The 21,224-nt window shown below is 40.3% G+C and carries 20 protein-coding genes; 6 read left to right on the forward strand and 14 right to left on the reverse strand.

The window, feature by feature from the left end; all coding sequences use genetic code 11:
* Window positions 1-5: 5 nt before the first annotated feature.
* The 4 genes from BLV53_RS07485 to BLV53_RS07500 form a co-directional block, all read right to left on the reverse strand.
* Window positions 6-953: a P1 family peptidase gene (locus tag BLV53_RS07485; protein ID WP_090299350.1), complete on the reverse strand. Its 948-nt coding sequence runs from the start codon at window positions 951-953 to the stop codon at window positions 6-8.
* The gene (gene sdaAA, locus BLV53_RS07490; protein ID WP_090299352.1) at window positions 954-1,814 is read right to left on the reverse strand and encodes an L-serine ammonia-lyase, iron-sulfur-dependent, subunit alpha; all 861 of its coding nucleotides are present in this window, start codon (window positions 1,812-1,814) and stop codon (window positions 954-956) included.
* Between the two features lie 82 nt (window positions 1,815-1,896).
* Complete coding sequence (gene clpB / locus BLV53_RS07495) at window positions 1,897-4,488, reverse strand: ATP-dependent chaperone ClpB (protein ID WP_090299356.1); 2,592 nt, start codon at window positions 4,486-4,488, stop codon at window positions 1,897-1,899.
* A 172-nt stretch (window positions 4,489-4,660) separates the two neighbouring features.
* On the reverse strand, window positions 4,661-4,879 hold the full coding sequence (locus tag BLV53_RS07500; RefSeq protein ID WP_139298934.1) for an FxLYD domain-containing protein: 219 nt from the start codon (window positions 4,877-4,879) through the stop codon (window positions 4,661-4,663).
* Here BLV53_RS07500 and BLV53_RS17310 point away from each other — a divergent pair.
* Window positions 4,869-5,210 carry a helix-turn-helix domain-containing protein gene (locus tag BLV53_RS17310; RefSeq protein ID WP_242879049.1) on the forward strand — a complete coding sequence of 114 codons (342 nt, stop codon included), beginning with the start codon at window positions 4,869-4,871 and terminating at the stop codon, window positions 5,208-5,210. The two genes, BLV53_RS07500 and BLV53_RS17310, sit on opposite strands and share 11 nt — an antisense overlap.
* A 142-nt stretch (window positions 5,211-5,352) precedes the next feature.
* Here BLV53_RS17310 and BLV53_RS17525 read toward each other — a convergent pair whose 3' ends face one another.
* Together BLV53_RS17525 and BLV53_RS07510 are read right to left on the reverse strand one after the other, a co-directional pair.
* Window positions 5,353-5,475 carry a hypothetical protein gene (locus BLV53_RS17525; RefSeq protein WP_278335382.1) on the reverse strand — a complete coding sequence of 41 codons (123 nt, stop codon included), beginning with the start codon at window positions 5,473-5,475 and terminating at the stop codon, window positions 5,353-5,355.
* A 386-nt stretch (window positions 5,476-5,861) separates the two neighbouring features.
* Window positions 5,862-8,726: a beta-glucosidase gene (locus BLV53_RS07510; protein ID WP_090299364.1), complete on the reverse strand. Its 2,865-nt coding sequence runs from the start codon at window positions 8,724-8,726 to the stop codon at window positions 5,862-5,864.
* A gap of 199 nt (window positions 8,727-8,925) precedes the next feature.
* Between BLV53_RS07510 and BLV53_RS07515 the strand changes: the two genes are divergently transcribed.
* The 3 genes from BLV53_RS07515 to BLV53_RS07525 all read left to right on the forward strand — a co-directional run bounded on the left by BLV53_RS07515 (window position 8,926) and on the right by BLV53_RS07525 (window position 11,978).
* Complete coding sequence (locus BLV53_RS07515; protein ID WP_090299366.1) at window positions 8,926-9,633, forward strand: LytR/AlgR family response regulator transcription factor; 708 nt, start codon at window positions 8,926-8,928, stop codon at window positions 9,631-9,633.
* Window positions 9,630-10,874, forward strand: a complete 1,245-nt coding sequence (locus BLV53_RS07520) for an ATP-binding protein (protein WP_090299368.1) — start codon at window positions 9,630-9,632, stop codon at window positions 10,872-10,874. The genes BLV53_RS07515 and BLV53_RS07520 overlap by 4 nt, the downstream gene beginning before the upstream one ends.
* Before the next feature lie 456 nt (window positions 10,875-11,330).
* A complete protein-coding gene (locus BLV53_RS07525; RefSeq protein ID WP_090299371.1) occupies window positions 11,331-11,978 on the forward strand; it encodes a hypothetical protein in 648 nt (215 codons plus the stop codon).
* Between the two features lie 108 nt (window positions 11,979-12,086).
* Here BLV53_RS07525 and BLV53_RS07530 read toward each other — a convergent pair whose 3' ends face one another.
* From BLV53_RS07530 to BLV53_RS07540, 3 genes are read right to left on the reverse strand one after another with little or no spacing between them, the layout of a single operon-like run.
* Window positions 12,087-13,628, reverse strand: a complete 1,542-nt coding sequence (locus BLV53_RS07530) for a 2-hydroxyacyl-CoA dehydratase family protein (protein WP_090299374.1) — start codon at window positions 13,626-13,628, stop codon at window positions 12,087-12,089.
* Window positions 13,629-13,643: 15 nt separating this feature from the next.
* Window positions 13,644-14,951 carry a glycoside hydrolase family 25 protein gene (locus BLV53_RS17315; protein WP_170830786.1) on the reverse strand — a complete coding sequence of 436 codons (1,308 nt, stop codon included), beginning with the start codon at window positions 14,949-14,951 and terminating at the stop codon, window positions 13,644-13,646.
* A 50-nt stretch (window positions 14,952-15,001) separates the two neighbouring features.
* The gene (locus BLV53_RS07540) at window positions 15,002-16,201 is read right to left on the reverse strand and encodes a 2-hydroxyacyl-CoA dehydratase family protein (protein WP_090299379.1); all 1,200 of its coding nucleotides are present in this window, start codon (window positions 16,199-16,201) and stop codon (window positions 15,002-15,004) included.
* A gap of 378 nt (window positions 16,202-16,579) precedes the next feature.
* Here BLV53_RS07540 and BLV53_RS07545 point away from each other — a divergent pair, with 378 nt between their 5' ends.
* Window positions 16,580-16,786 carry a hypothetical protein gene (locus BLV53_RS07545; protein ID WP_090299383.1) on the forward strand — a complete coding sequence of 69 codons (207 nt, stop codon included), beginning with the start codon at window positions 16,580-16,582 and terminating at the stop codon, window positions 16,784-16,786.
* A 56-nt stretch (window positions 16,787-16,842) separates the two neighbouring features.
* On the opposite strand, the gene BLV53_RS07550 is transcribed toward BLV53_RS07545, so the two are convergent.
* From BLV53_RS07550 to BLV53_RS07570, 5 genes are all read right to left on the reverse strand, one after another.
* Complete coding sequence (locus BLV53_RS07550; protein WP_090299385.1) at window positions 16,843-17,406, reverse strand: hypothetical protein; 564 nt, start codon at window positions 17,404-17,406, stop codon at window positions 16,843-16,845.
* Between the two features lie 7 nt (window positions 17,407-17,413).
* Window positions 17,414-18,247: a metal ABC transporter permease gene (locus tag BLV53_RS07555; protein ID WP_090299388.1), complete on the reverse strand. Its 834-nt coding sequence runs from the start codon at window positions 18,245-18,247 to the stop codon at window positions 17,414-17,416.
* Window positions 18,241-18,903, reverse strand: a complete 663-nt coding sequence (locus tag BLV53_RS07560; protein ID WP_090299390.1) for a metal ABC transporter ATP-binding protein — start codon at window positions 18,901-18,903, stop codon at window positions 18,241-18,243. The genes BLV53_RS07555 and BLV53_RS07560 overlap by 7 nt, the downstream gene beginning before the upstream one ends.
* A gap of 20 nt (window positions 18,904-18,923) precedes the next feature.
* A complete protein-coding gene (locus BLV53_RS07565; RefSeq protein ID WP_090299393.1) occupies window positions 18,924-19,955 on the reverse strand; it encodes a metal ABC transporter substrate-binding protein in 1,032 nt (343 codons plus the stop codon).
* A 189-nt stretch (window positions 19,956-20,144) separates the two neighbouring features.
* Complete coding sequence (locus tag BLV53_RS07570) at window positions 20,145-20,453, reverse strand: hypothetical protein (RefSeq protein ID WP_090299396.1); 309 nt, start codon at window positions 20,451-20,453, stop codon at window positions 20,145-20,147.
* A 303-nt stretch (window positions 20,454-20,756) separates the two neighbouring features.
* Here BLV53_RS07570 and BLV53_RS07575 point away from each other — a divergent pair, with 303 nt between their 5' ends.
* Complete coding sequence (locus BLV53_RS07575; RefSeq protein WP_090299399.1) at window positions 20,757-21,197, forward strand: Hsp20/alpha crystallin family protein; 441 nt, start codon at window positions 20,757-20,759, stop codon at window positions 21,195-21,197.
* Window positions 21,198-21,224 lie beyond the last annotated feature (27 nt).

Raw genomic sequence — 21,224 nt, forward strand, 5'->3', positions numbered from 1 at the left:
CCTAATTAAAGGACGCTTCTTTTTATCGCTTCACACATAACGTGGTTTGCAAGTGTACCTACCACATCTGTATTTGCAACAACGTCACCTAATGACATGGCATAGATGCTGTCTCCATCCATTGATGTGTGGATTGGTCGGATACATCTGGCATACCCATCGTGAGCCATGCCTGCCACCTTACATAATTTAGTCTTATCAAGCTTTGCATTGGTAAGGATAATACCAATGGTTGTGTTGGCTGTAAAATCCGGCTGTTCAGCAGCATACATTCCAAGCATCAGCTCCTCGCAGGATTGTTCATTAAGCTCAGTGCCATCTTCATTTAGAACACCAGCTATTCTTTTTCCTGTCTGGTAATCATAAATATCACCTAAGGCATTGGTACACACTATGGCGCCAACCTTTAAATCACCAAGCTGAACTGCGTAGCTTCCAAGTCCTGTTTTAGTACATCTGTCTCCACCAAGCACCTTTCCTACAGTGGCACCACAGCCACAGCCATAGGCTCCATCCCGATAGTTTCCTGATTCATCTTCAAAGGCTTTAGCTGCTGCTTCATAGCCCATCTTTTTATCAGGGTACACATCACTTTTACCTATAAGCAAATCAAAAATATCAGACTGACATACAAGGGGAACTCTGACAGGTCCTACCGGAAAACCGATATCATGCTCAGCAAGATATTTCATAACACCGCCTGCTGCATCAAGACCAAAGGCTGAGCCGCCACCTAAAACCACAGCATGAACTACCTCTGCTGCTGCAAGTGGGTCCATAAGACCTGATTCTCTGCTGGCTGGACCGCCACCTCTGATATCAAGCCCCGTAGGTGCCCCCTCAGGAGCGATGATTACAGTGACACCTGTTTTAGCATCATCATCCTCGACCTGACCTATCTTTACATTCCCAATATCGCATATACGAATTTCATTTAAAATGTTTTCAAACATTTAAATCTCCCCCTTTATCCTTTCACCAGTAGGTGTAGCAGCTACACCACCATTTCCAGTTTCTTTAATGTCCGGGCTCATACTTTTTCCAATGGAATTCATTGCATCAAAAACCTCATCAGCAGGAATCCTGCTTTCGATACCTGCCATGGTAAGCTCTGCAGATGTGACTGCATTCATGGCTCCACACACATTTCGTTTTACACAAGGCACTTCCACAAGTCCTGCCACAGGGTCACAGGCCAGGCCCAAAAGATTTTTAAGTGCAAGGGCTGCTGCATTGGCACTGTCTCTTCCATTACCACCTTTTAGATATACAAGACCTGCTGCTGCCATTGAGCTGGCTGCTCCAATCTCTGCCTGACAGCCACCTTCAGCACCTGCCAAGGATGCACGGCTTGCTATTACTGCCCCTACTCCTGCTGCCACATACAAGGCCTCGGTCATTTTGTCATCAGATAGCCCCAACTTTTCCTGAGTGGCTATGAAAACAGCTGGAACCACACCACATGAGCCGGCAGTTGGTGCTGCAACTATTCGCTTCATACAGGCATTTCCTTCTGCCACTCGAAGTGCAAGCTCCATGACTCTTCCTGTAAAATCACCTACAAGAGGCTGTCCTTCGTTCAGATATTTTCTAAGCTTTCCAGCTTCCCCGCCAACAAGTCCGCTATTGCTTTTCATGCTGCTGTCATACTCCAAAGCAGACTCCTTCATAGCGGTGTACATCTTTTTCATCAAATCAAAAGAAGCGTCCTTTTCTATGGCACGCTCCTTACAATCGTCCTGCTGCACCAGCTTCCAAAACGGTGTACCGGACTCTTCTTCAATTTTGCATAATTCTTCAATTGATTCAAACATAAAACGGCCTCTTGATTATTATTATTTCTAGAATTAATAATACATAATCCTAAATACTATATCAAGAAGCCGTATTTTCATTTTACTGACCGCAGCTTGCTGTAAGCTGTGCACCGTCACTATCAATTGTTATGACACTACCTTCGTGGATGTCCCCACCAAGGATAATCTTTGCAGCCATTGTCTCTACATTTTTCTGAATGTATCGGCGAAGTGGGCGGGCGCCGTATACAGGATCATAGCCCTGGTCGATGACAAATGTCTTTGCTGCATCTGTGAGCTTTATTGTAAGCTGTCTGTCTGCAAGTCTTTCGTTAAGCTCTTTAAGGATAAGATCAACGATTCCACCGATGTTGTTTTTAGTCAATGGCTTGAACATGATGATTTCATCAAGTCTGTTCAAAAACTCTGGGCGGAAGGAATTTCTAAGCTCATTCATTACCATATCATTTGTCGCCTGGGTGATCTCGCCGGTTGTTTCATCAATACCTTCAAGCAGATATTGTGAACCAAGGTTTGAGGTCATGATAATGATTGTGTTTTTGAAATCCACTGTGCGTCCTTGAGAATCGGTGATTCGGCCATCATCAAGCACCTGAAGTAAAACATTGAATACATCAGGATGAGCCTTTTCCACCTCATCAAAAAGCACTACCGAATATGGCTTACGACGTACTGCCTCTGTAAGCTGACCGCCTTCATCATATCCTACATATCCTGGAGGTGCTCCTATGAGTCGGCTCACGCTAAATTTCTCCATGTATTCGGACATATCAAGTCGAACCATTGCATTTTCATCATCGAACAGTGCCTGAGCCAAGGTCTTTGCAAGCTCAGTCTTACCTACACCGGTAGGTCCTAAGAATAGGAATGAACCGATTGGTTTGCTAGGATCCTTTATGCCGGCCTTTGAACGGATGATTGCCTCAGATACAAGCTTTACTGCATCGTCCTGACCCATTACTCGCTTGTGCAATTCCTCGTCAAGATGAAGTGTCTTGCTGCGCTCTGTTTCATTAAGTTTGGCAACTGGAATGCCTGTCCATCTGGAGATAATGCGGGCAATCTCTTCCTCTGATACATTTTCATGAACCAGATTTGCGTCTCTGTCCTTCAGCCTTGCCTCTGCTTCATCAAGCTTTGCCTGGAGTTCTGGAAGACGTCCATACTGAAGCTTGGCTGCTTCTTCAAGGTCATATTTCTGCTGGGCAATCTTTATCTGGCCCTGAACATCCTCAAGTTCTTCCTTTACTTTTGCCACATCCTCAACAAGCTTTTTCTCATTGTCCCATGCAGCTTTTTTGCCGTTGTACTCATCTCTGAGCTCTGAGAGCTCCTTCTGCAAATCCGCAAGACGATCCTGAGAAAGCTTATCTGTTTCCTTTTTAAGGGCTGCCTCTTCAATTTCAAGCTGCATTACACGCCTGTTCATTTCATCAAGCTCGGCTGGCATTGAATCCAGCTCTGTTTTGATAAGAGCACATGCCTCATCCACCAGGTCAATGGCCTTATCTGGAAGGAATCTATCTGATATATATCTATTAGAAAGTGTTGCTGCTGAAACCAGCGCACCATCTGTGATCTTTACGCCGTGGAATACCTCATAGCGTTCCTTCAGGCCTCTAAGGATTGAAATGGTATCTTCCACTGTAGGCTCATCCACCATAACTGGCTGGAAACGACGCTCTAATGCAGCATCCTTTTCGATGTATTCACGGTACTCATCCAATGTAGTGGCACCAATACAGTGTAGCTCGCCACGGGCAAGCATAGGCTTTAGCATATTTCCTGCATCAAGACCACCGCTGCCATTTTTACCAGCACCGATAATAGTGTGAAGCTCATCTATAAACAGGATGATTTCGCCATCAGAATTTTTGATTTCATCAAGGACAGCTTTTAATCTTTCCTCAAACTCACCCTGATATTTTGCACCGGCAATCATAGAACCGATTTCAAGTGAGAATACCTTTTTATTTTTAAGCGCATCAGGCACATCACCTCTGACAATACGCTGAGCCAAGCCCTCTACTACTGCTGTTTTACCAACACCAGGCTCACCGATAAGCACTGGGTTATTTTTCGTCTTTCGGCTAAGAATTCTGATGACGTTTCTGATTTCCTCATCTCTGCCTATAACAGGATCAAGCTTATTATCACGGGCTCTTTCCACTAGGTCATAACCATATTTTTCTAAAGTGTCATAGGTAGCCTCTGGATTATCCGTATTTACGGTTTGGTTGCCACGCACTGTAGCAAGCACTGACAGGAATGAATCTCTTGTTATACCAAAGGTCTTAAAGATGTTTTTAATTGGAGTGCTAGGCTTTTTAATCATGGCAAGCATCAGATGCTCAACAGATACATAGCTGTCTCGCATGGCTTTGGCCTCATCCTCAGCATAGGTAAGGACATAATTCAGATGCTGGCCAACACGAAGTTCTCCACCCTGTACCTTTACTCTGGCGTTTAGGGCTGCATCTATCGCATTTACGAATTGTGTAGTATCGATATTCATCTTGCTAATCAACGAAGGAATCAGCCCATTCTCCTGACGCATCAACGCCATCAGCAAATGCTCCTGCTCCAGTTCCTGATTGCCATACTCCATCGCTATCTTTTCACAGCCATTTATGGCTTCGATTGATTTCTGTGTAAATTTCTGGATGTTCATAAACTCACCTCCTAAATCCCAGGGGTTTTCTCCCTTTAAACAAGCATTTCGATTTACTAATTATGTTCTAGCACAAAAATTAGCACTCTACAAGAGAGAGTGCTAATAATTTATAAATATTTTAGATTTTATATCCTTAAATTAAATATCCCTAAATTACTATATGTTATGTCTAAAAACAATCAATATCAGTCAACTTATACTGCGACCAAGACTCCATTGTCATAGGAGTGGCCGAATATTTCCAAATACCATCTTTTTCAAGATTATTAATATTTGCTACAGCTGTTCCAATTTGTGCTCCATCGTCATCATATAGTGCAAATGTGATTTGAGCGTATGTTAAATCTCTTCCTGTTGTATTTTTCAGAGAGCCTTTAATGGAAACCACTCCCAAAGAATCCCTCTGTGTTTCTGGTTCTGTTATTACTTCAAAATCTTCTTTATTTGTCGATTCTATAAAGCCTACAGTATTTTTTGTATCATTGTTTAATGAAGAAAAAGTAGGAAGGTATAGAAAAATGCTCCAACTTCGAATTGATGAAATACTAAAGGAACAAAACCATACAAAATATTGGTTGTTTAAGCGTATGGAACCAATGAGCTATCAAAATTTTAATAGAATTTACAACAACGAAACATCATCTATTAAATTTGACACATTGGAAAAACTAAAGCTTGCTCTAGACGTTAGTTATGAAGACTTGTTTAAAGAAGTGTAAATTAAAAATCAATTGAAACTAACCTTTAATAATGTTATATTATAGATAAAGAAAGCACCCACTCCAAAGTGGATGCTCCCGAGATGAGATTTATTTACCTCTCAGTGAGAGGCGCCTCTCCCGTTTGCCGACAGGAGAGGCATTATTTTTTTCGCTTATTATTTCTCTTATCGAGAAAGTTAAGCAACGTCAAAAGAGTATCACAAACCATAAATGGCAATGCTATAATACCTAGCACAATCATCAAGATTTCATAATCGCTCATTGGCGCCACCTCCCTTCCGTTAGCATCCAATTGCTCGGATACCATATAGGCTCGGGAGACCACCACCCTGTCATGGGTACTTTCTGTACGGATGAACCGCGCATTTAATTTTAGTACATACGTTTGCATTTTTCAATGTAACATATATTATTTCTAGGTACTTTTATAGGTACATTTCTACAATAATTAATACATCACTTTTTACACCAATTTTACAATAATTTATAAATTAAAAATTCATTGAATCCTGTCAGTGATGTTATATTATATATAAAGAAAGCACCCACTCCAAAGTGGATGCTACCGAGTTGAAACTACTTTAAATGCTCATTTCATTAAGAGCACAGCCTCTCCCGTTTGCAGACAGGAGAGGCATTTTTATTTAACTATTCTGTAGCCTTTAACTCTTTTATTTTCTTCATTGTCTTAACCTCAAGAAGGATGAGTAATCCTGCTATGATAATATCAACAATGATGAATGCAATCTGCCATGGATAGAGACCTGTGTGAAGGTTCTCAGGCTCGTAGGCACGGCTGTTTACAACTGTGTACATTATATTCTTTGATGCCTGGCGAAGTGCCTTGATACCAGTGGCACTTGTTTTGTCGTCAGGGGTGTTTGTACCCATTTCGTATGCTACGAGCATTAGGTCGTTACCATTTCTGATAGCTGCATCAGCATCCATGAAGTTTGCTCCAAGGAAGTAGTCTGTAATTACCATTCCACGGAATCCCCATTCATCACGGAGTACTTTGTTAAGAAGGCTATCGTTAGCACCTGACCAGTGTGGTCCGATGTAGCTGTATGCACTCATGACTGCCTGTGCACCACCCTGTTTTACTGCAATTTCAAATGGCTTTAAATAAATCTCTCGGATTGCCTGCTCTGGAGCCCAAACTGAAATCATGTTCCAACGGTTTGTCTCCTGATCATTCATTGCAAAGTGTTTGATGTAGCTGTATACACCAGATTCCTTTGCACCGATTACCTCCTGTGAAATCTGTGTACCTGATAGTAATCCATCCTCAGACACATACTCAAACTCACGTCCGCCAAGAGCTGCACGATGTGTGTTGATTGCTGGTGCATACCATCCTGATGCGTCCATCTCATCGCACATTTTGCCCATAAGACGTCCATATTCTAATGCAAGATTCTTATTGAATGTACATGCAAGAGTTACGGATGAAGGCATACCGATTGAGAACTTGCCTGTAAAGTTGTTTGTAATAGAAGCAGGTCCATCACAGTCTGTAGTTCTTGCCTTTTCTACTGATGGTACCTCAAGTGTCTGATAGCCACCTAATGCTACCAGTGATGACATTTCATCAACTGTAAGTTCATCTAATAAATCTTCCCAACGTGGATCATCATACTCAGCGCCCCTAAGGTCCTCAAGCTTAATGCCATTGTCAGCGCCAGTTGTTGGCATTTCATCATTTGAATCATTAAGCTTCTCTGGATTGTAATTAAGATTGCAAACATATTCTGCTTTAGCTTCATCTGTCATAGAAAAGCTTGCAGGAGCTGCTGTAGCTTCTTCATAATTTGCAAAATGATCTGCTCTTGAAAGATATGTTGCGTTGCCTAAAGCAGTATCAAAGTGATTAGTTGCAGCAACTTCATCTGTTGAACGTTTATTGTTTTCCCCGTAGACAACTGTATTGTCTAAATTAAGTATCTTCTCATCGATGACTGTATGAGCATCCTCTCTAAGAGAAATGATGTAGTCACCTTCCTCAAGAACGTATGCTTTTTCATTTTTATCATCATAAGAAGCAAGTGATTCCTCTGTGAAATCAAGTGTTACTGTCTGTGACTCGCCTGGTGCTAAAACATCTGTCTTATCAAAAGCCACAAGATTTACTGCTGATTTCTCGATTCCACCATTTGTGTAAGGTGGTGTGTCATAAAGCTCAACTGCTGATTTACCAGCAACATCACCTGTGTTTGTAACTGTTACATCAACTGTAACATTGCCATCAGCATCTATATTTAAATCTCCCATCTCCTGCTTGAAGGTTGTGTATGATAAGCCGTAACCAAATGGATACTGAACTTCTTCATCGTAATCGATGAGACCTTCAACTGCAGCTGTTTCGTAGAAACGATATCCAACATAGATACCCTCTACGTAGTTTACAAAGTGTGGAGCAGAAACTCCAAGAATTGGATCACCTGAATCATAGGTAAACTCATCTACATTATCGAATGCATAATCACCAAAGTTGTTGAACCAAGGTGCATGATCGATGTGTCGCGCGAATGTGTCTGATGTCTTTCCTGATGGATTTACATCACCATTTAAAATACTTCCAAGTGCAGGAAAGCCACCCTGTCCTAAGCCCTGGCACCATACTAACCCCTTGATGCTAGGATACTCATCGACGAAGTTCATCTCAAATGTGTTTGCTCCTGTATAAACAACGATTACGTTGTCGTATGTACCACAAACTTCATCAAATAAATCACGCTCTGTCTGATCTAACTGAAGGATATGCTGACCTTTCTTGAAGTCGTTGTAATCCTCTGAGTTTTCATTGTATGTAACCCCCGCTGTCACATCCTTTGGAAGATCAGCGCCCTCGCCACCGCTTCTTGCAATTACAATAACTGCTGTGTCAGAGTAATTTTTTGCATTCTCTAAAAGTTCCTTTGGATATGTTGAAAGTGCTGGTTCTGGAAGTGTCCAGTCCTGGCCGAACAATCCGATTTCCGGTCTGTCTGTTCTGTAGCTTGTATAGAAATCTGAGAGCTCCTGGTTTGTCTCAAAGCCTGCTTCATGAAGTCCATCTAAAAGCGATGTTGTCTCAAAATCTGCCGAGAATCCACCGGAACCTGTACCACCGTAATATGGATTGGTTGAAGACCATCCAAATACGTTTAGCTTTTTACCAGATTCCATTGGAAGTGCACCCTTGTTTTCAAGAAGGACAACACCCTCTCCTGCAACTTCCTTTGAAAGCTCTCTGGCTTCTTCAATTGTTTTGTCTGTAACTGCTCCCTTGCCTGTTGCAAGTGTAATCATGTTGGACAATGGTCCAAAGCAAATTAAGTTTACGATAGTTACAATTGCAAGCAGGAATGCTGTAAGGGAATGTCTTCTTATAAGAAAACGCGCCTTCTTTTCCTTCTTGCTGGCAACAATCATGCAAACAATAAATGCTACGATGACTACTGCTAGTGCAATGAGATGTGGTGTAATCAATTTAAGTACATTGATTACATCCGTCATGTTAATTGATAACATTTAACTTTTTCCTCCCTTTCCCTTTGGATGGTTGAATTTTATGTCTGTCATATTTCCATTTCAATCAAATGTCCTATCCTGTCATCATAATGACCTTCTTTGTCACCTATCCCCATTTTTTGAAGCTTTTTATATGCTATAATATGACCCACGGGAATATAACAAATACGATACAACAAGTAGTTTCACGGAGGAACTTATGCTAAATATAGCACTGGTAGAAAATGATAGTGATGACGTAAAAGCCTTTTGCGAAATAGCTGATGTGTTTTTCAATCAGCAGAAGATACCATACGAAATCACTGTCTTTAATTCTGCAGAAAGTTTTTTAGAAACATACAATTATCAATATCAGATTATTTTTATGGACATCGAATTGGATGGAATGAACGGAATGGATGCAGCCCACAAGCTGCGGGAAATTGATTCAAATGTGATATTAATCTTCCTGACCAATCTGGCACATTATGCTATTGCCGGCTACGAAGTAAATGCTTTGGACTACATACTAAAGCCATTGTCACAGACTGCTTTCAGCTTGAAGATGCCAAAAGTCGTTGCCCTGGTTAAGCAGCAGGCAAATAAAAACATAACGATTGTATCAAAGGGCGAGATGCATACCTTTTCAACAGATAAAATCTATTTTGTGGAAATACTATCCCATCGTCTTTACTATCACACCATGGATGGAGTGTTTGATACCAGAGGAACAATCAGCGAGATAGAAACTACTTTGTATCCATATAACTTCCGTCGTTGTAACAACAGTTACCTCGTTAATTTAAAATATGTTATCAGTATAGAGGGAAATGACGTAAAGGTTGGGCCAAATATTTTGCCAATCAGTCGTCCAAAAAAGAAAACCTTTATCAATGAAGTTACTAATTATTTAGGAGGACAGCTATGATAGCCTTCCATGTTTCACCATTTATAGTCTTAATAGAACTAGTTGCATCAATAGGAGTTCTGCTTTTATGGCAGGAAAAGCGTCCGCTATTTGCACTTAGGGTTCTGTTATTTGCAGTTATCCTAATTGGTATGAATTTTACCTGGGATAAGTTTGTATTTGAAAATCTGGCTTATGTAATCCAGTTTGCAGTCATAGTCCTTGCTGTACTTTTTTGCTACAATCTAAATCCAGTTTCAGCATTATATTGGAGCACTGCCAGCCTTTCTATCCAACATCTGGCCTTCTCGTTGCTTACACTATCAAGCTGCTTTTTCTACGGAATCTATTCCACTCCTATATATTTTATTTTGTGTTATATCATAATTTTGACGCTAGAGTATCTTCTGATAACCCGCCATTTTGGAAAGGACTTTGAGCTACGGGATAAGCAAATTAAACTGACAATCGTTTCCCTTATAGCTATGTTTTCCTGTACTATCCTGAACTCCTATAGAATGAGATATACAAATGACAATGATTTGATTTTTGTCACTTCTATCTATTCTATTATTTGCTCACTTTTAGCGCTGTTTCTCCAGCTTGGTCTTTTTGAAAAAGGTCAGCTTGAGATGGAGAAATCAGTACTTGAACAAATCATCGCCAACGATAAAAGACATTATGATGATTCCTTGCAAAATGTTGAGCTTTTAAACATGTACTGCCATGACCTGAAATATTTTCTTCGAAGAAATGCTGATGAAGTAGGTTCCTTCAAGCATCAGGCTGAAAAGTTTTTGTCTACATTCGATGCAGATATTTCCACCTACAATCACGCTTTAGACACTATCCTCACTGAAAAATCTCTGTACTGTGCCAACAACGATATACAGCTTACCTGCATGGCAGATGGTCAGCTTTTGGAATACATGGATACAGCAGATGTGTATGCAATGTTTGGAAATCTGCTTTCTAATGCAATTGAGGCTGTTTCAAAGCTTGAAAATCATGAAAAAAGAATGATATCCCTCACAGTTCGTCGCAGAAATGACTTTGTCCACATTTTGGTCGATAATTACTACGATAATACACTGTCTTTCCACAATGGGCTGCCAGAATCCACAAAAGAACAACCGCACCTTCATGGCTACGGCTTGAAAAGCATTAGGTATTTGGCTGAAAAATATAATGGCAATCTTACTATTTCAGCTGATGAAGATGTATTTCATGTAAATATTTTGATGCCAATTAACATACAGTAATCAGTTACTAAAGGGGCCCTTATTTGTAAGGGGCCTTTTTGTATATCAAAGAAAGTGATTTTCCCAAGTAATACACACATTTTGGAAACAGTTTTATAAATGATTACCAATATGTTACATGATATAATTTATCTATCTTGATATTCCTTACTAGTTTTTCCAGCATACATAATAAAACTAATTGGGATATTCAGCAAAAAGAAAGTAGTACTAGCTGGCGCCTATGGTAATTTGGGCGCAAGCATTTTTAGAGAGTTATTGAAAAATGGCCATGAGGTTGATGCTCTGGATATGCTAGAGCATGACCTGAATTTGAATGGTAAATATACATTTAAATTGGATAGCACAATTTACTAATACATTTGGGTAGAGATTTCTTTTATTAAGCACCATCATGCAAAGAAAAGCAGGTCTCACAACACTCGAATTAAACTATTAACCACAGGGAGAACAACAATGATAAAACTTAATGAACTACTGGATATTATAAAAGAAAATTACTTCCTTACACCAATCAACACTTCTGCCTATCATAATCTCAAAGTAAAGGGCATGAAATTTGATATTAAAGCCTTCAAGGTCGAGGGGCTCGGTCATGTTTCAATAATGAGGGCCAAGGGACTTTTCGGTCTTATGAAAATGGATACACTTATTATCAATCCATTGGAACTTGATTTGCCACTATACTCATATGACAGATTTCTTGCTATGGGCAACGATACACTGATTGTCGAAATGTATGACACAATGATTGAAAAAAATACTTTCGAGAGTATGGATTCACTGATATCAAAATATAATCATCTTCCAAAAAGAGATGCTGGTAAACACTGGTATGATGACATAAAATTGCTTCAGAGTATTTCTTTTAAGGGTAAAAAAGATATTAGCTCAGAATTTGATGATTTAGCAATAGAACATTTAAAAAACTTTCTCGATACTACAGCCAATAACGTTACTGACTCTAATACCAAGAAAGCTTTGTCTTTAAGATATGTAAATGGACTTCTGGAAAATGGTGGTCCTTCCACAGATGTATTTACAAAAAGGATTGGCAAGGTGGCCACTGAAGAACTATACCATAAAGTATTGTTTGGAGTGTAAGGGCCCTCCCGTCTGTAGCGGGAAAACCCAGCCATTATGATTGCCTCCGGCAATGGGGCTGGGTTGTAGAAGACGGGCAACTCCCTAAAGGGGCCCTCCCGTCTTCTTTTACCAACAAAGACTATCGTCGAAGTCTTCCAGGCTTGGGTCCACTGGTTCTTCTTTTAGGATTGTGCGCATGTAACGATTTACTTCTGTGCGCATATCACGTCGAGTGCCATCTAGCGGTACCATCAGGTTGTGATTAACCCAAATCCAGTGGAGCCCACGCTTTCTAGCTTCTTGTTCAAATAATCCTGTGTAGCCTGACATGGCCTTGCAGCCTATGTGCACATACATGATTACCATGTCGGCATTCATCTGCTCACAGAATCTAAACAGATCTTCAACACCAGTTTCATAGCCGCCATTGGAGCGACTTCTCATAATCATGTTTTCATAAAGATATCCCAAGTCCAAAAGTGCCTGTTGTTTGTCTGTGGTGCTGACCATTTCGGTGGAAACACAACAGAGCATATCGTTTATAGGAACTATTCCCCAGCAGTTCATGAGCCAATTCGGAAATGCGGTATAGTAGGCAGCCTGAACTCCCCACAGAATTGCACGATGACGATATTCCTTGCAGGCCATTTCTTTGTTCTTAAATGCCTTTGTGGCCATGGCTGTAATCTTTTGACTTGTGGTTAAAAAGATTGGGCTTCGGCCCCCTGCTGCCATGTATTCTCCATATCTGTAAAATCCAAGTGTTGCTCCAAGCAGCTGAGGATATGGCGATTTATTGATTTCAAGCCACTCAAGAAACTCTTTGGTTTCTTTATTAAATCTATCCATATTATCAAAGAAATAATTCCAATCAAACTTTTCACCAGTGTGTTCCTCGATAAATTTGATAGCGTTGTATACCTCATCTGCTGCATACTGCTGCACGCTTTCCTGACGATGACGGATAGGTGCGTATAGCTGAAATGTAGGAATATTCATGCTACGAGCCATAAGTCCACCGCCCATCAATGAACCATCGCAGGTGGTGTTACACTGAACAGCACATGCTCCAATATGAGGAAAATCATCCTCTAAAGCTGCTCCCAGCTCGGCTGCCGGCATAGGACACACATCATTTGGTACACCAAATTCGTGGGTCTTATCCACATAGTGCATTACACCCTCTTGGCACATAAATGAACTGGTGTAGATAGCAGGTACCTCATAGCTCACCCACTTAAGATTAGGAAATCCTCCCATCAAAGTGCTCATCATATTTTCATCGAAGATAACCATTTTTTTAGAAAGCTCAGTGTCATTGCCTATAGCTGGATCAGCCCTGAACATATCTGTCAGAGAAATAGTCATGTCGATAATAATTAGACCGATACCCTCATGGGCCAGACGAAGCGCCGTACCTCTGAGGCCTTCCGTGTGCCTGTCCATAAAATCCGGAACTGCCAGATAATTGCTCATCCATCTATATCTAAAGAAGCCCTTAAAATTGTTTGGCTTCATCATGAATTTGCCCAATATAAATAAGTAGTAAAGCCATCTGGTGTAATCATACCAGGTATCCTTTAGCCCTCTCCATTCCCGGCGTCTACGAGGGCGTTTTCCTGAATAGATTGTACTACCCAGTGGCTCACTTCCAAATGCTTTTCCCATTACTTATGCTCCTGTCTAAAAGTATGCTACAGACATGTCTACACCTTTGCCAACTCCTGGTACTGTAGCTTTGTCTGTGTACTGCCACATAGAGCATTTTCCACTGTAATTTGGACCGGTAGCCAGTGTAGATAAATCCTTGCTATACCAAGCCATCCAAACCATATAGCTCTGCTGAATCTGGGAAACATTCCATTTTGAATCGTTCAACATTTCATAGCGATTTGCATAAAACATAGGAGTATAGCCCCTGCTTTGCACCTGTCCTAAGAATGCCATAGCAATGTTACTACGCTCATCTTTGGTAAGATTAAATTGACGACTGCTGGCTTTTTCATAATTTTCACAGTTGAAAGCAACGGGCATAGAAATAGAATATCCTGAAATATAATCTGCCACCCAATTAGCCTCTTCTATTGCTTCATCCTGATTACATGCTGTGGAGAAGAAATATACACCAACCTTTAAGCCGTTTTTAGCAGCTTCCTGCATATTATATTTCGCATTTGCATCTGCAAGGATTTCACCTGTTGTAGATTTTCTGATTCCCACTCGAATCATGGCGCAATCTACACCAGACGCTGCCACCTGAGCCCAATCAATAGAGCCTTGAAAAACTGAAACATCTATTACTTTTTTTAAGTTATCGTCTGCCTGATTAGCTTCTGCTGCTTTAGCCTCTTCTGCTTTTTTGGCTTCCTCTTCCTTCAGCTTTTGTTCCTCTAATAATTTTGCCTCTTCAGCCTTCTTTGCTTCTTCCTCTTTTTTGGCTTCTTCAGCTTTCTTTTCTTCCTCGGCTTTTTTAGCCTCCTCAATCTTTTTGGCTTCTTCGGCTTTTTTTAGTTCCTCGGCCTTTTTAGCTTCCTCAGCTTTTTTTGCTTCCTCAGCTTTTTTGGCTTCCTCAGCTTTTTTGGCTTCCTCAGCTTTTTTTGCCTCCTCAGCCTTTTTAGCTTCTTCGGCTTTTTTGGCTTCCTCAGCCTTCCTTGCCTCTTCAGCTTTCTGCTCTTCCTCAGCTTTCTTAGCCTCTTCCTCTGGATCAGGTTCATTTATAACAACTTCAATCTTTACATCACTAAAATCATCCTCTACAGTCTCAGGTTCTGCAAGGGCCACTGTCTCCTGTTGTTCTACTACAGCGACTTCCTGTTCCTCTGGTTCCTCAGTGAGTTTTTTCGCCAGAGCAAAAGAACCAAAGCCTATGAAAAGCACGCCAACTACAGAGCCTCCTATAAATAGTCTACGTTTTATAGCTCTAAACTTTCGACGCTTTGCTCCTATAGCAACCTTTTCTCTATAATCCAAATCATCATACTTCTTTTTCAAAATTATCCTCCAAATAAATCAATTTATTCCCACCAATACATCATCCACTATCATTCTTTTTCAGCCTTTGCTCTTGCAAGCTTTTTAATCTCCACACGCTCTACAAAGGCCTGTATTCTGGTGCGAAGCTGTCCAGAAGAACGTACCGAATATGGCCGGTCTACTGATAACACAGGCCAGCCGTATTCTTCATCCATAATATGAAAGCCTGCCGCTCTCTCATAGCCCCAGTAATCACAGAATTTGATTTGCTCGTAGATGAGGCCGTCAGCATGATACTCCTTTGCCAACCAATCCACGTATTCACGACGTTCCATGATTTTTTCCTGATTGAAAAATCGAGGACACTTGCCCCATTTCAGATAGGTGCGACAAATCTGGGTGAGGGCATCCTCCTCATCATTTAAAATGATTTCCTGCCTGCCTGGAAGTGAACCAAAGCAATATCTGTCTGCTACAACAAGAGCTCCACATTCCTCGGCCAGCTGTATGAATTCAGGGTCATCAATTTCTGAGCCCACCATTACTACGCGTATACGATATTTGTCTGGGCTGTCAGGCTCTCTGTTTTTTATTTCTTCAAGCGTTTCTGTCAGCTTATCTTTGATTAGATATTTAGGGCAGCTGAAGCTCACCAGACAAAGTACGGCAAATTCATAGCCAGTTATTTTGGGAGATTCGCATTTACGATAATCTCCTATTGCAGTAAGAAGCCTGCTTATTTCATTTTGTTCCTCAACGGCTCTCCTTAAAGCCTCGTCTGAAACATCTATGCCAAAACGCTTAGACAAGGGTTCTAATATGCGGATTCGCATTTGCTTTATATAATGCTTTAATGCAGTTTCATCATCCTTCATAGGAACATCTGCATAGCTTACAAAAAAATTGTCTTTATTAATCAACTCAAGGTGTTCTATATTTTCAACACATCTATTCATCTGGGCGCAGGCATCGGGTGCAATAATGCAATCCAAAAAATTAAAGCCACCCTCGATGGCTCGCTCAAGGTAGGCCCTGCAGGCTTCACACAATGTGGAACTAAGATAGTAGGTGCCCATTTCGATGGACCCAGTGCGCGGTGCTCGAAGACGAACAGAAAAACAACCTGGTAAATTTAACAGAGGTTCCGGAATCTGAAAACATACATGACCAATAGCGATGTTGCCGTCTGCCTGCCCTTGTCTGGCAAGATCATTGTATGATTCTTCTAGAAGCTTTTCAAAATAATAGAGATGTTTAAGATCTTTCACGATACTTCTCCCGGATAAAGATATTCTAATAATTATTTTATCAGTATTATGAATAACGTACAATCCAGTTTTTGCATTATGTGTATAAATAATGGCTAAATATGGTGCCAGCATCTAATAGACAACACTATATATTCTATTGTTATATTATGAGATGAGGATATGTGTTCTTGGTATTGGAATCTTACTGCATTTGACTACACAGACTGATAAATGTGGCTGTTTTATGATTTGTTCACTAATATGTTATAATCTTATGTATTAATTGTTAAAATTATGTGAATTATAACAATTGAACTAATATCCATTGGCCTGTATTATACTTAACAGTTGTTAAAAGGAATTGTTGTGTATATGTTTTAAAGAAAGGACCAATCGATGTTAAATCTTATTATGCTTGTTGTATTTTCAGCTGTAACCTTATTTTTTGTTTATTATATTGCAATTAACGCTGGCTACGCTAAAAGATCAGCAAACCTTGACGATACTCATTCATTAATCAGAGCTGTTGGCGGAATCATCTTAAGTGTTGTAGTTATTGCTGCTCTTTGGATTGAGGCTGGATTCGTTCATTTCTTCGCTTAATATTATAGATAATTTAAGGCATCCCCCGTGGGATGCCTTTTATTATATAAAAGTCTTTATTCTACTAATGTGGCTCCTGTCAGCGTTAGATACTGGTTGCCATTTTCATCATAAGTATCAAATGTCCCTTTCAACACAATTTCATCTCCAGGCTCTGGATAATCCTCTGATGAATATTCATTTTCATCCAAAACAAACTCAAGCCCCTGAGCACAGCACTGTGTTGCATCCTGAATCAGACAGGCATAGTATTGTTTGCCTGTTTCTTCATCTACATAAACACTGCAGGAACCTTCCATTTTTACAGTTTGTCCTACATAGGCCAAGGGTTCCATAACAATGTTGTACACCTCGGCATATACAAATGTGGATGATAGCGCTGTAAGGTCTAAATCGACAGATGCATCTGGTGCGCTTTCATATTCATCTGTAGAGGTCTGCTCCTTTGAATCAAAAATCAAGGTTTCATCGGTTGAGGCACCTGAAGTCTCTGCTAAATCCGCCAAGTCTGTAGTCTCAGTAATATCGGATTTCTCAGCCGCCACACTACTTACATTTCCGCAGGCTACAAGCATTGCTGCCATAAATCCTACCATTAATATATAATTTACTCTCTTCATAAATTTCTTACCCTCTGATTTTTCCTATCACATGACAAACCGCAAATAATACTACATCTACCGCAACTATAGTGGAACCCACAGGTGTACCTGCCAAAATCGAAATGATAATGCCTAAAAATGCACACACCACCGATACAACGGCTGAAAAAAAAGTAACAGCCCTGAAGCTTTTCAACACACTCATAGCTGACAAAGCAGGGAAAATAACAAGTGCAGATATAAGCAAAGAGCCTACCAGATTCATGGCCAACACTATAATTACAGCGGTGATTGTGGCAATTAAAAGGTTATAAAAATCTACATTTGTTCCTACTGCATTTGCAAAATTTGTATCAAAGGTCACTGCAAAAATCCTGTTGTACAAAAATATAAATATAAAAACTACTACCACTGAAAGAACTCCACTTATCCATACCTCCTCCTTGGTGAGTGTGAGGATGGAGGTGGAACCAAACAGCGTGGTACAAACATCCCCAGAAACATTTGAGGATGTAGGGAAAATATTCATAAGCAGATAGCCAAAAGCAAGGGCGCCAACAGAAATCATAGCTATAGCTGCATCACCCTTTACCTTTGTGTTTGTTCCATTTTTTAGGAGCAAAATCGCACTCAGCACTGTGACTGGTAAAATGATAATCATTTTATTGGTCAGGTTTAAGACACTGGCTATAGCTAAAGCGCCAAAGGCTACATGTGAAAGTCCATCGCCTATATAGGAGTACCGCTTTAATACCAAAGTGACGCCAAGTAACGAAGAACATAAAGCAATAAGTACGCCAACAATCAGCGCATATCTAACAAATGGAAAGGCTAAATACATGGTCAATTTTTCTAACATACCTGCATTCCTCCTTCCTGATTACTGCCTTCTGATGGAACCCCGTAAATCTTATTTGCATATTTTTTTACATTATCCAAATCGTGGCTAATCATTATTATGGTAAGCCCCTCTTCGTTAAGGCCGTGAATTAGCTGATACATTTCCTCTGTCATCTGTGGATCAAGGCCCGATACTGGCTCATCTAAAAGCAGAACCCTTGAGGTGGCACACAATGCTCTAGCAAGTAACACTCGCTGTTGTTGTCCTCCTGATAATTCTCTATAGCATCTGTTTTTCAGATTAGTTAGTCCCATTTTATCAATCTGTTTCAGGGCTAAAGCCTTTTGCTTACTGCTATAGAAAAATCTATTTCCAAGACCGTTCTGACAACCTGACAGCACAATCTCGTACACAGATGCAGGAAAATCTCGCTGTGCGTCTGTCTGCTGAGGTAGGTAACCAATTTGTTTTCTTTCAAGATTATCTCCGTATTCTATCATCCCTGATACAGGAGATATCAGCCCCAATATAGTTTTCATCAGGGTTGTTTTACCTGAACCATTTTCCCCCACAATGCAAAAATAATCTCCCGCGCTGATTTCAAAATCTATATTTTCAAGAACACTTCTGCGGTCATATCCCACCGCCAAGTTCCTTACTGTCAGTATTGCCATTTAAAACTACCTTTCTATTACTAATTTAAAGCCTCTTCCAAGACTGCTTTATTGCTTTCCATTATGCTAAAATATGTGACCCCATTTGCCACATCATCAGAGGTGGTAGATTGCATCGAATCCATAGAAAGGATTTTGGCATCCTTTGATTTTGTATTATCGACTATTGTTTTAGCAATCTTTTGGTCTGAATTTTCAATGGTTAAAATACTGCCAAGATTTAGCTCATCCATTTTGCCCGCAAGGAAAGTAATAGTTTCAAAGCTGGCTTCGGTTTCTGCGGAGCATCCAACAAATGCTGCATAATAATCAAGGTTGTAGTCATCTACCATGTATCTGAATGGGAATCTGTCACCAAATAAAAGCGTGTCTCCTGCCGCAGCTTTAACAACATCCTGATATTCCAAATCAAGTGCATTAAGCTTTTCATTGTAGGATTTCGCATTTGACTGATAGGTGCTGGCATTTGCAGAATCCGCTTTTCCCATAGCTTCAGCGATTGTATCTACGAGAGTCTGGGCATTAGAAAGTGAAAGCCATACATGCTCATCATATTCTGGGCCTTCTTCCTCCTCGCCTTCACCTTCTTCTTCCTCTTCTTCAGCTTCCATACCCTCTACTACTTCCTCTTCCTTGACATCGCTGCCTAAGGCTTCCAGAAGATTTACCACCTGCATATCCTTATTAGTGGCTTCCTTCAGGGCATCCTCCACCCATTCATCTGACTCGCCACCTACATAGATAAACACATCACTGGTAGCGATTTTCATGATGTCTTCGGCAGTAGGCTGGTAGCTGTGTAGGTCAACACCATTGTCTAAAAGCATTGTAATCTCAACATTTGAAACACCATTTGAGATTTCGCGCGCCCAGTCATACTCAGGGAAAATGGTGGTTACAACAGAGATGGTGTCAGCAGCTGCTGGTTCAACTGTAGCCTCTGAAGAAGACTCTAGCTTAGTGGAATTTCCATCCACTGTCCCCTCAGTGCCTGATGCTCCGCAGCCAACAAATATGCCTGCTATAAGCATTAAACCCGCAAAAACAGGCATAGTTCTCCTGCTTTTAGCAAACAGTCTTCTAGTGAACACCTTCGATATTAAGTTTTTATTTTTCATTGATTAAATCCTTTCTCGTGTACAAAAATGGTAGCAAAATAAAGCCTACTCACCCTAAGTAGGGATATAGGTTTTTGCAGACTATTCCTTAAATAGGCCACAATTATCATTCCATTTAAGTATTCAAGAATCTAATCTAACCTTTTGGGATACAAGTGTAGTCTGAACAGACTGATACTTGAGATGAGCAGTGGTTTCCGCCATGGTCACTAACACCATAGCTGCCACAAGTGCAATTATAAGACCTGAACCAATTGTTTTGATATTTTTCTCACACTGAACTATGAGAGAACAAACAGGACAGTGGGCCTCATCATTACAGTGATGATTGGCATTTTCAGCGAGAAACAGCCCAGAAACAAGCACAACAAAAACAGTAGCCAAAATAGCTACTAAAGAAACTATGCTGTTAAGTCTCTTATCATTTCTCATTTTTCTGCCCTTTATTAAACAATTTGATTGCGCCTTAATCATAACATAATAATTTGGAATAGCAATATTTTTTTATTCAATGTTTATCGAGACATTGTCTGACTATTTATAAATTAAATATAAAATAATTATAAATTATTAGCACTCAAACTTGACGAGTGCTAACCGAGGGTGTATAACGTAGTTACAACAAAGGAACAAAGAAAAGTTCCTAAACCAACCAAGCTGAGATAGCTTTAGCAAAATGATTCTCAGCCAGCAAACGGGATTATAACAATATTCATATATGAGGAGGTAGTAATTATGTTAATGCCTAGTATTTTATCAAATGATTTTATGGATGATTTCTTTAATGTTCCACGTATGACTGGTTTCGGTCACAGCTACGATGACAGCTTTGCCAGAATGATGACCACTGATGTTAAGGAAACAGAAAATGGATACACAGTAGATATGAACCTTCCTGGTTTTGCAAAAGAAGATATCAAAGCAGAGCTGAATGATGGCTATCTCACCATCAAAGCTGAGACAAATCAGAACAACGATGAGCAGGATGACGATGGTAAATACATCCGCCGCGAACGCTACACAGGTTCTTGCAGTCGAAGCTTCTATGTAGGCGATCAGGTTACTCAGGAAGATATTCATGCAGCATTTAAGGATGGAGTGCTTAGCTTGAGCATTCCAAAGAAGGAGGCTATTCCTCAGAAGGAAGAAAGTAGATATATAGCTATTGAAGGATAATATTTGAATAATTAATTAAAGTGTTTG

Source organism: Pseudobutyrivibrio sp. ACV-2, from assembly GCF_900107545.1.
GTDB lineage: Bacteria > Bacillota > Clostridia > Lachnospirales > Lachnospiraceae > Pseudobutyrivibrio.

Excerpts from the sequence above, each read along its gene's own strand:
- BLV53_RS07530 (WP_090299374.1), bottom strand. The coding sequence starts at position 13,628 with ATGGGAAAAGCATTTGGAAGTGAGCCACTGGGTAGTACAATCTATTCA.
- BLV53_RS07550 (WP_090299385.1), bottom strand. The coding sequence starts at position 17,406 with ATGAAGAGAGTAAATTATATATTAATGGTAGGATTTATGGCAGCAATG.
- BLV53_RS17310 (WP_242879049.1), top strand. The coding sequence starts at position 4,869 with ATGGAAACCACTCCCAAAGAATCCCTCTGTGTTTCTGGTTCTGTTATT.
- BLV53_RS07510 (WP_090299364.1), bottom strand. The coding sequence starts at position 8,726 with ATGTTATCAATTAACATGACGGATGTAATCAATGTACTTAAATTGATT.
- BLV53_RS07515 (WP_090299366.1), top strand. The coding sequence starts at position 8,926 with ATGCTAAATATAGCACTGGTAGAAAATGATAGTGATGACGTAAAAGCC.
- BLV53_RS07570 (WP_090299396.1), bottom strand. The coding sequence starts at position 20,453 with ATGAGAAATGATAAGAGACTTAACAGCATAGTTTCTTTAGTAGCTATT.
- BLV53_RS07545 (WP_090299383.1), top strand. The coding sequence starts at position 16,580 with ATGTTAAATCTTATTATGCTTGTTGTATTTTCAGCTGTAACCTTATTT.
- BLV53_RS07520 (WP_090299368.1), top strand. The coding sequence starts at position 9,630 with ATGATAGCCTTCCATGTTTCACCATTTATAGTCTTAATAGAACTAGTT.
- BLV53_RS07565 (WP_090299393.1), bottom strand. The coding sequence starts at position 19,955 with ATGCCTGTTTTTGCGGGTTTAATGCTTATAGCAGGCATATTTGTTGGC.
- BLV53_RS07485 (WP_090299350.1), bottom strand. The coding sequence starts at position 953 with ATGTTTGAAAACATTTTAAATGAAATTCGTATATGCGATATTGGGAAT.
- BLV53_RS07555 (WP_090299388.1), bottom strand. The coding sequence starts at position 18,247 with ATGTTAGAAAAATTGACCATGTATTTAGCCTTTCCATTTGTTAGATAT.
- BLV53_RS07575 (WP_090299399.1), top strand. The coding sequence starts at position 20,757 with ATGTTAATGCCTAGTATTTTATCAAATGATTTTATGGATGATTTCTTT.
- BLV53_RS07525 (WP_090299371.1), top strand. The coding sequence starts at position 11,331 with ATGATAAAACTTAATGAACTACTGGATATTATAAAAGAAAATTACTTC.
- BLV53_RS07560 (WP_090299390.1), bottom strand. The coding sequence starts at position 18,903 with ATGGCAATACTGACAGTAAGGAACTTGGCGGTGGGATATGACCGCAGA.
- BLV53_RS17525 (WP_278335382.1), bottom strand. The coding sequence starts at position 5,475 with ATGAGCGATTATGAAATCTTGATGATTGTGCTAGGTATTATAGCATTG.
- sdaAA (WP_090299352.1), bottom strand. The coding sequence starts at position 1,814 with ATGTTTGAATCAATTGAAGAATTATGCAAAATTGAAGAAGAGTCCGGT.
- clpB (WP_090299356.1), bottom strand. The coding sequence starts at position 4,488 with ATGAACATCCAGAAATTTACACAGAAATCAATCGAAGCCATAAATGGC.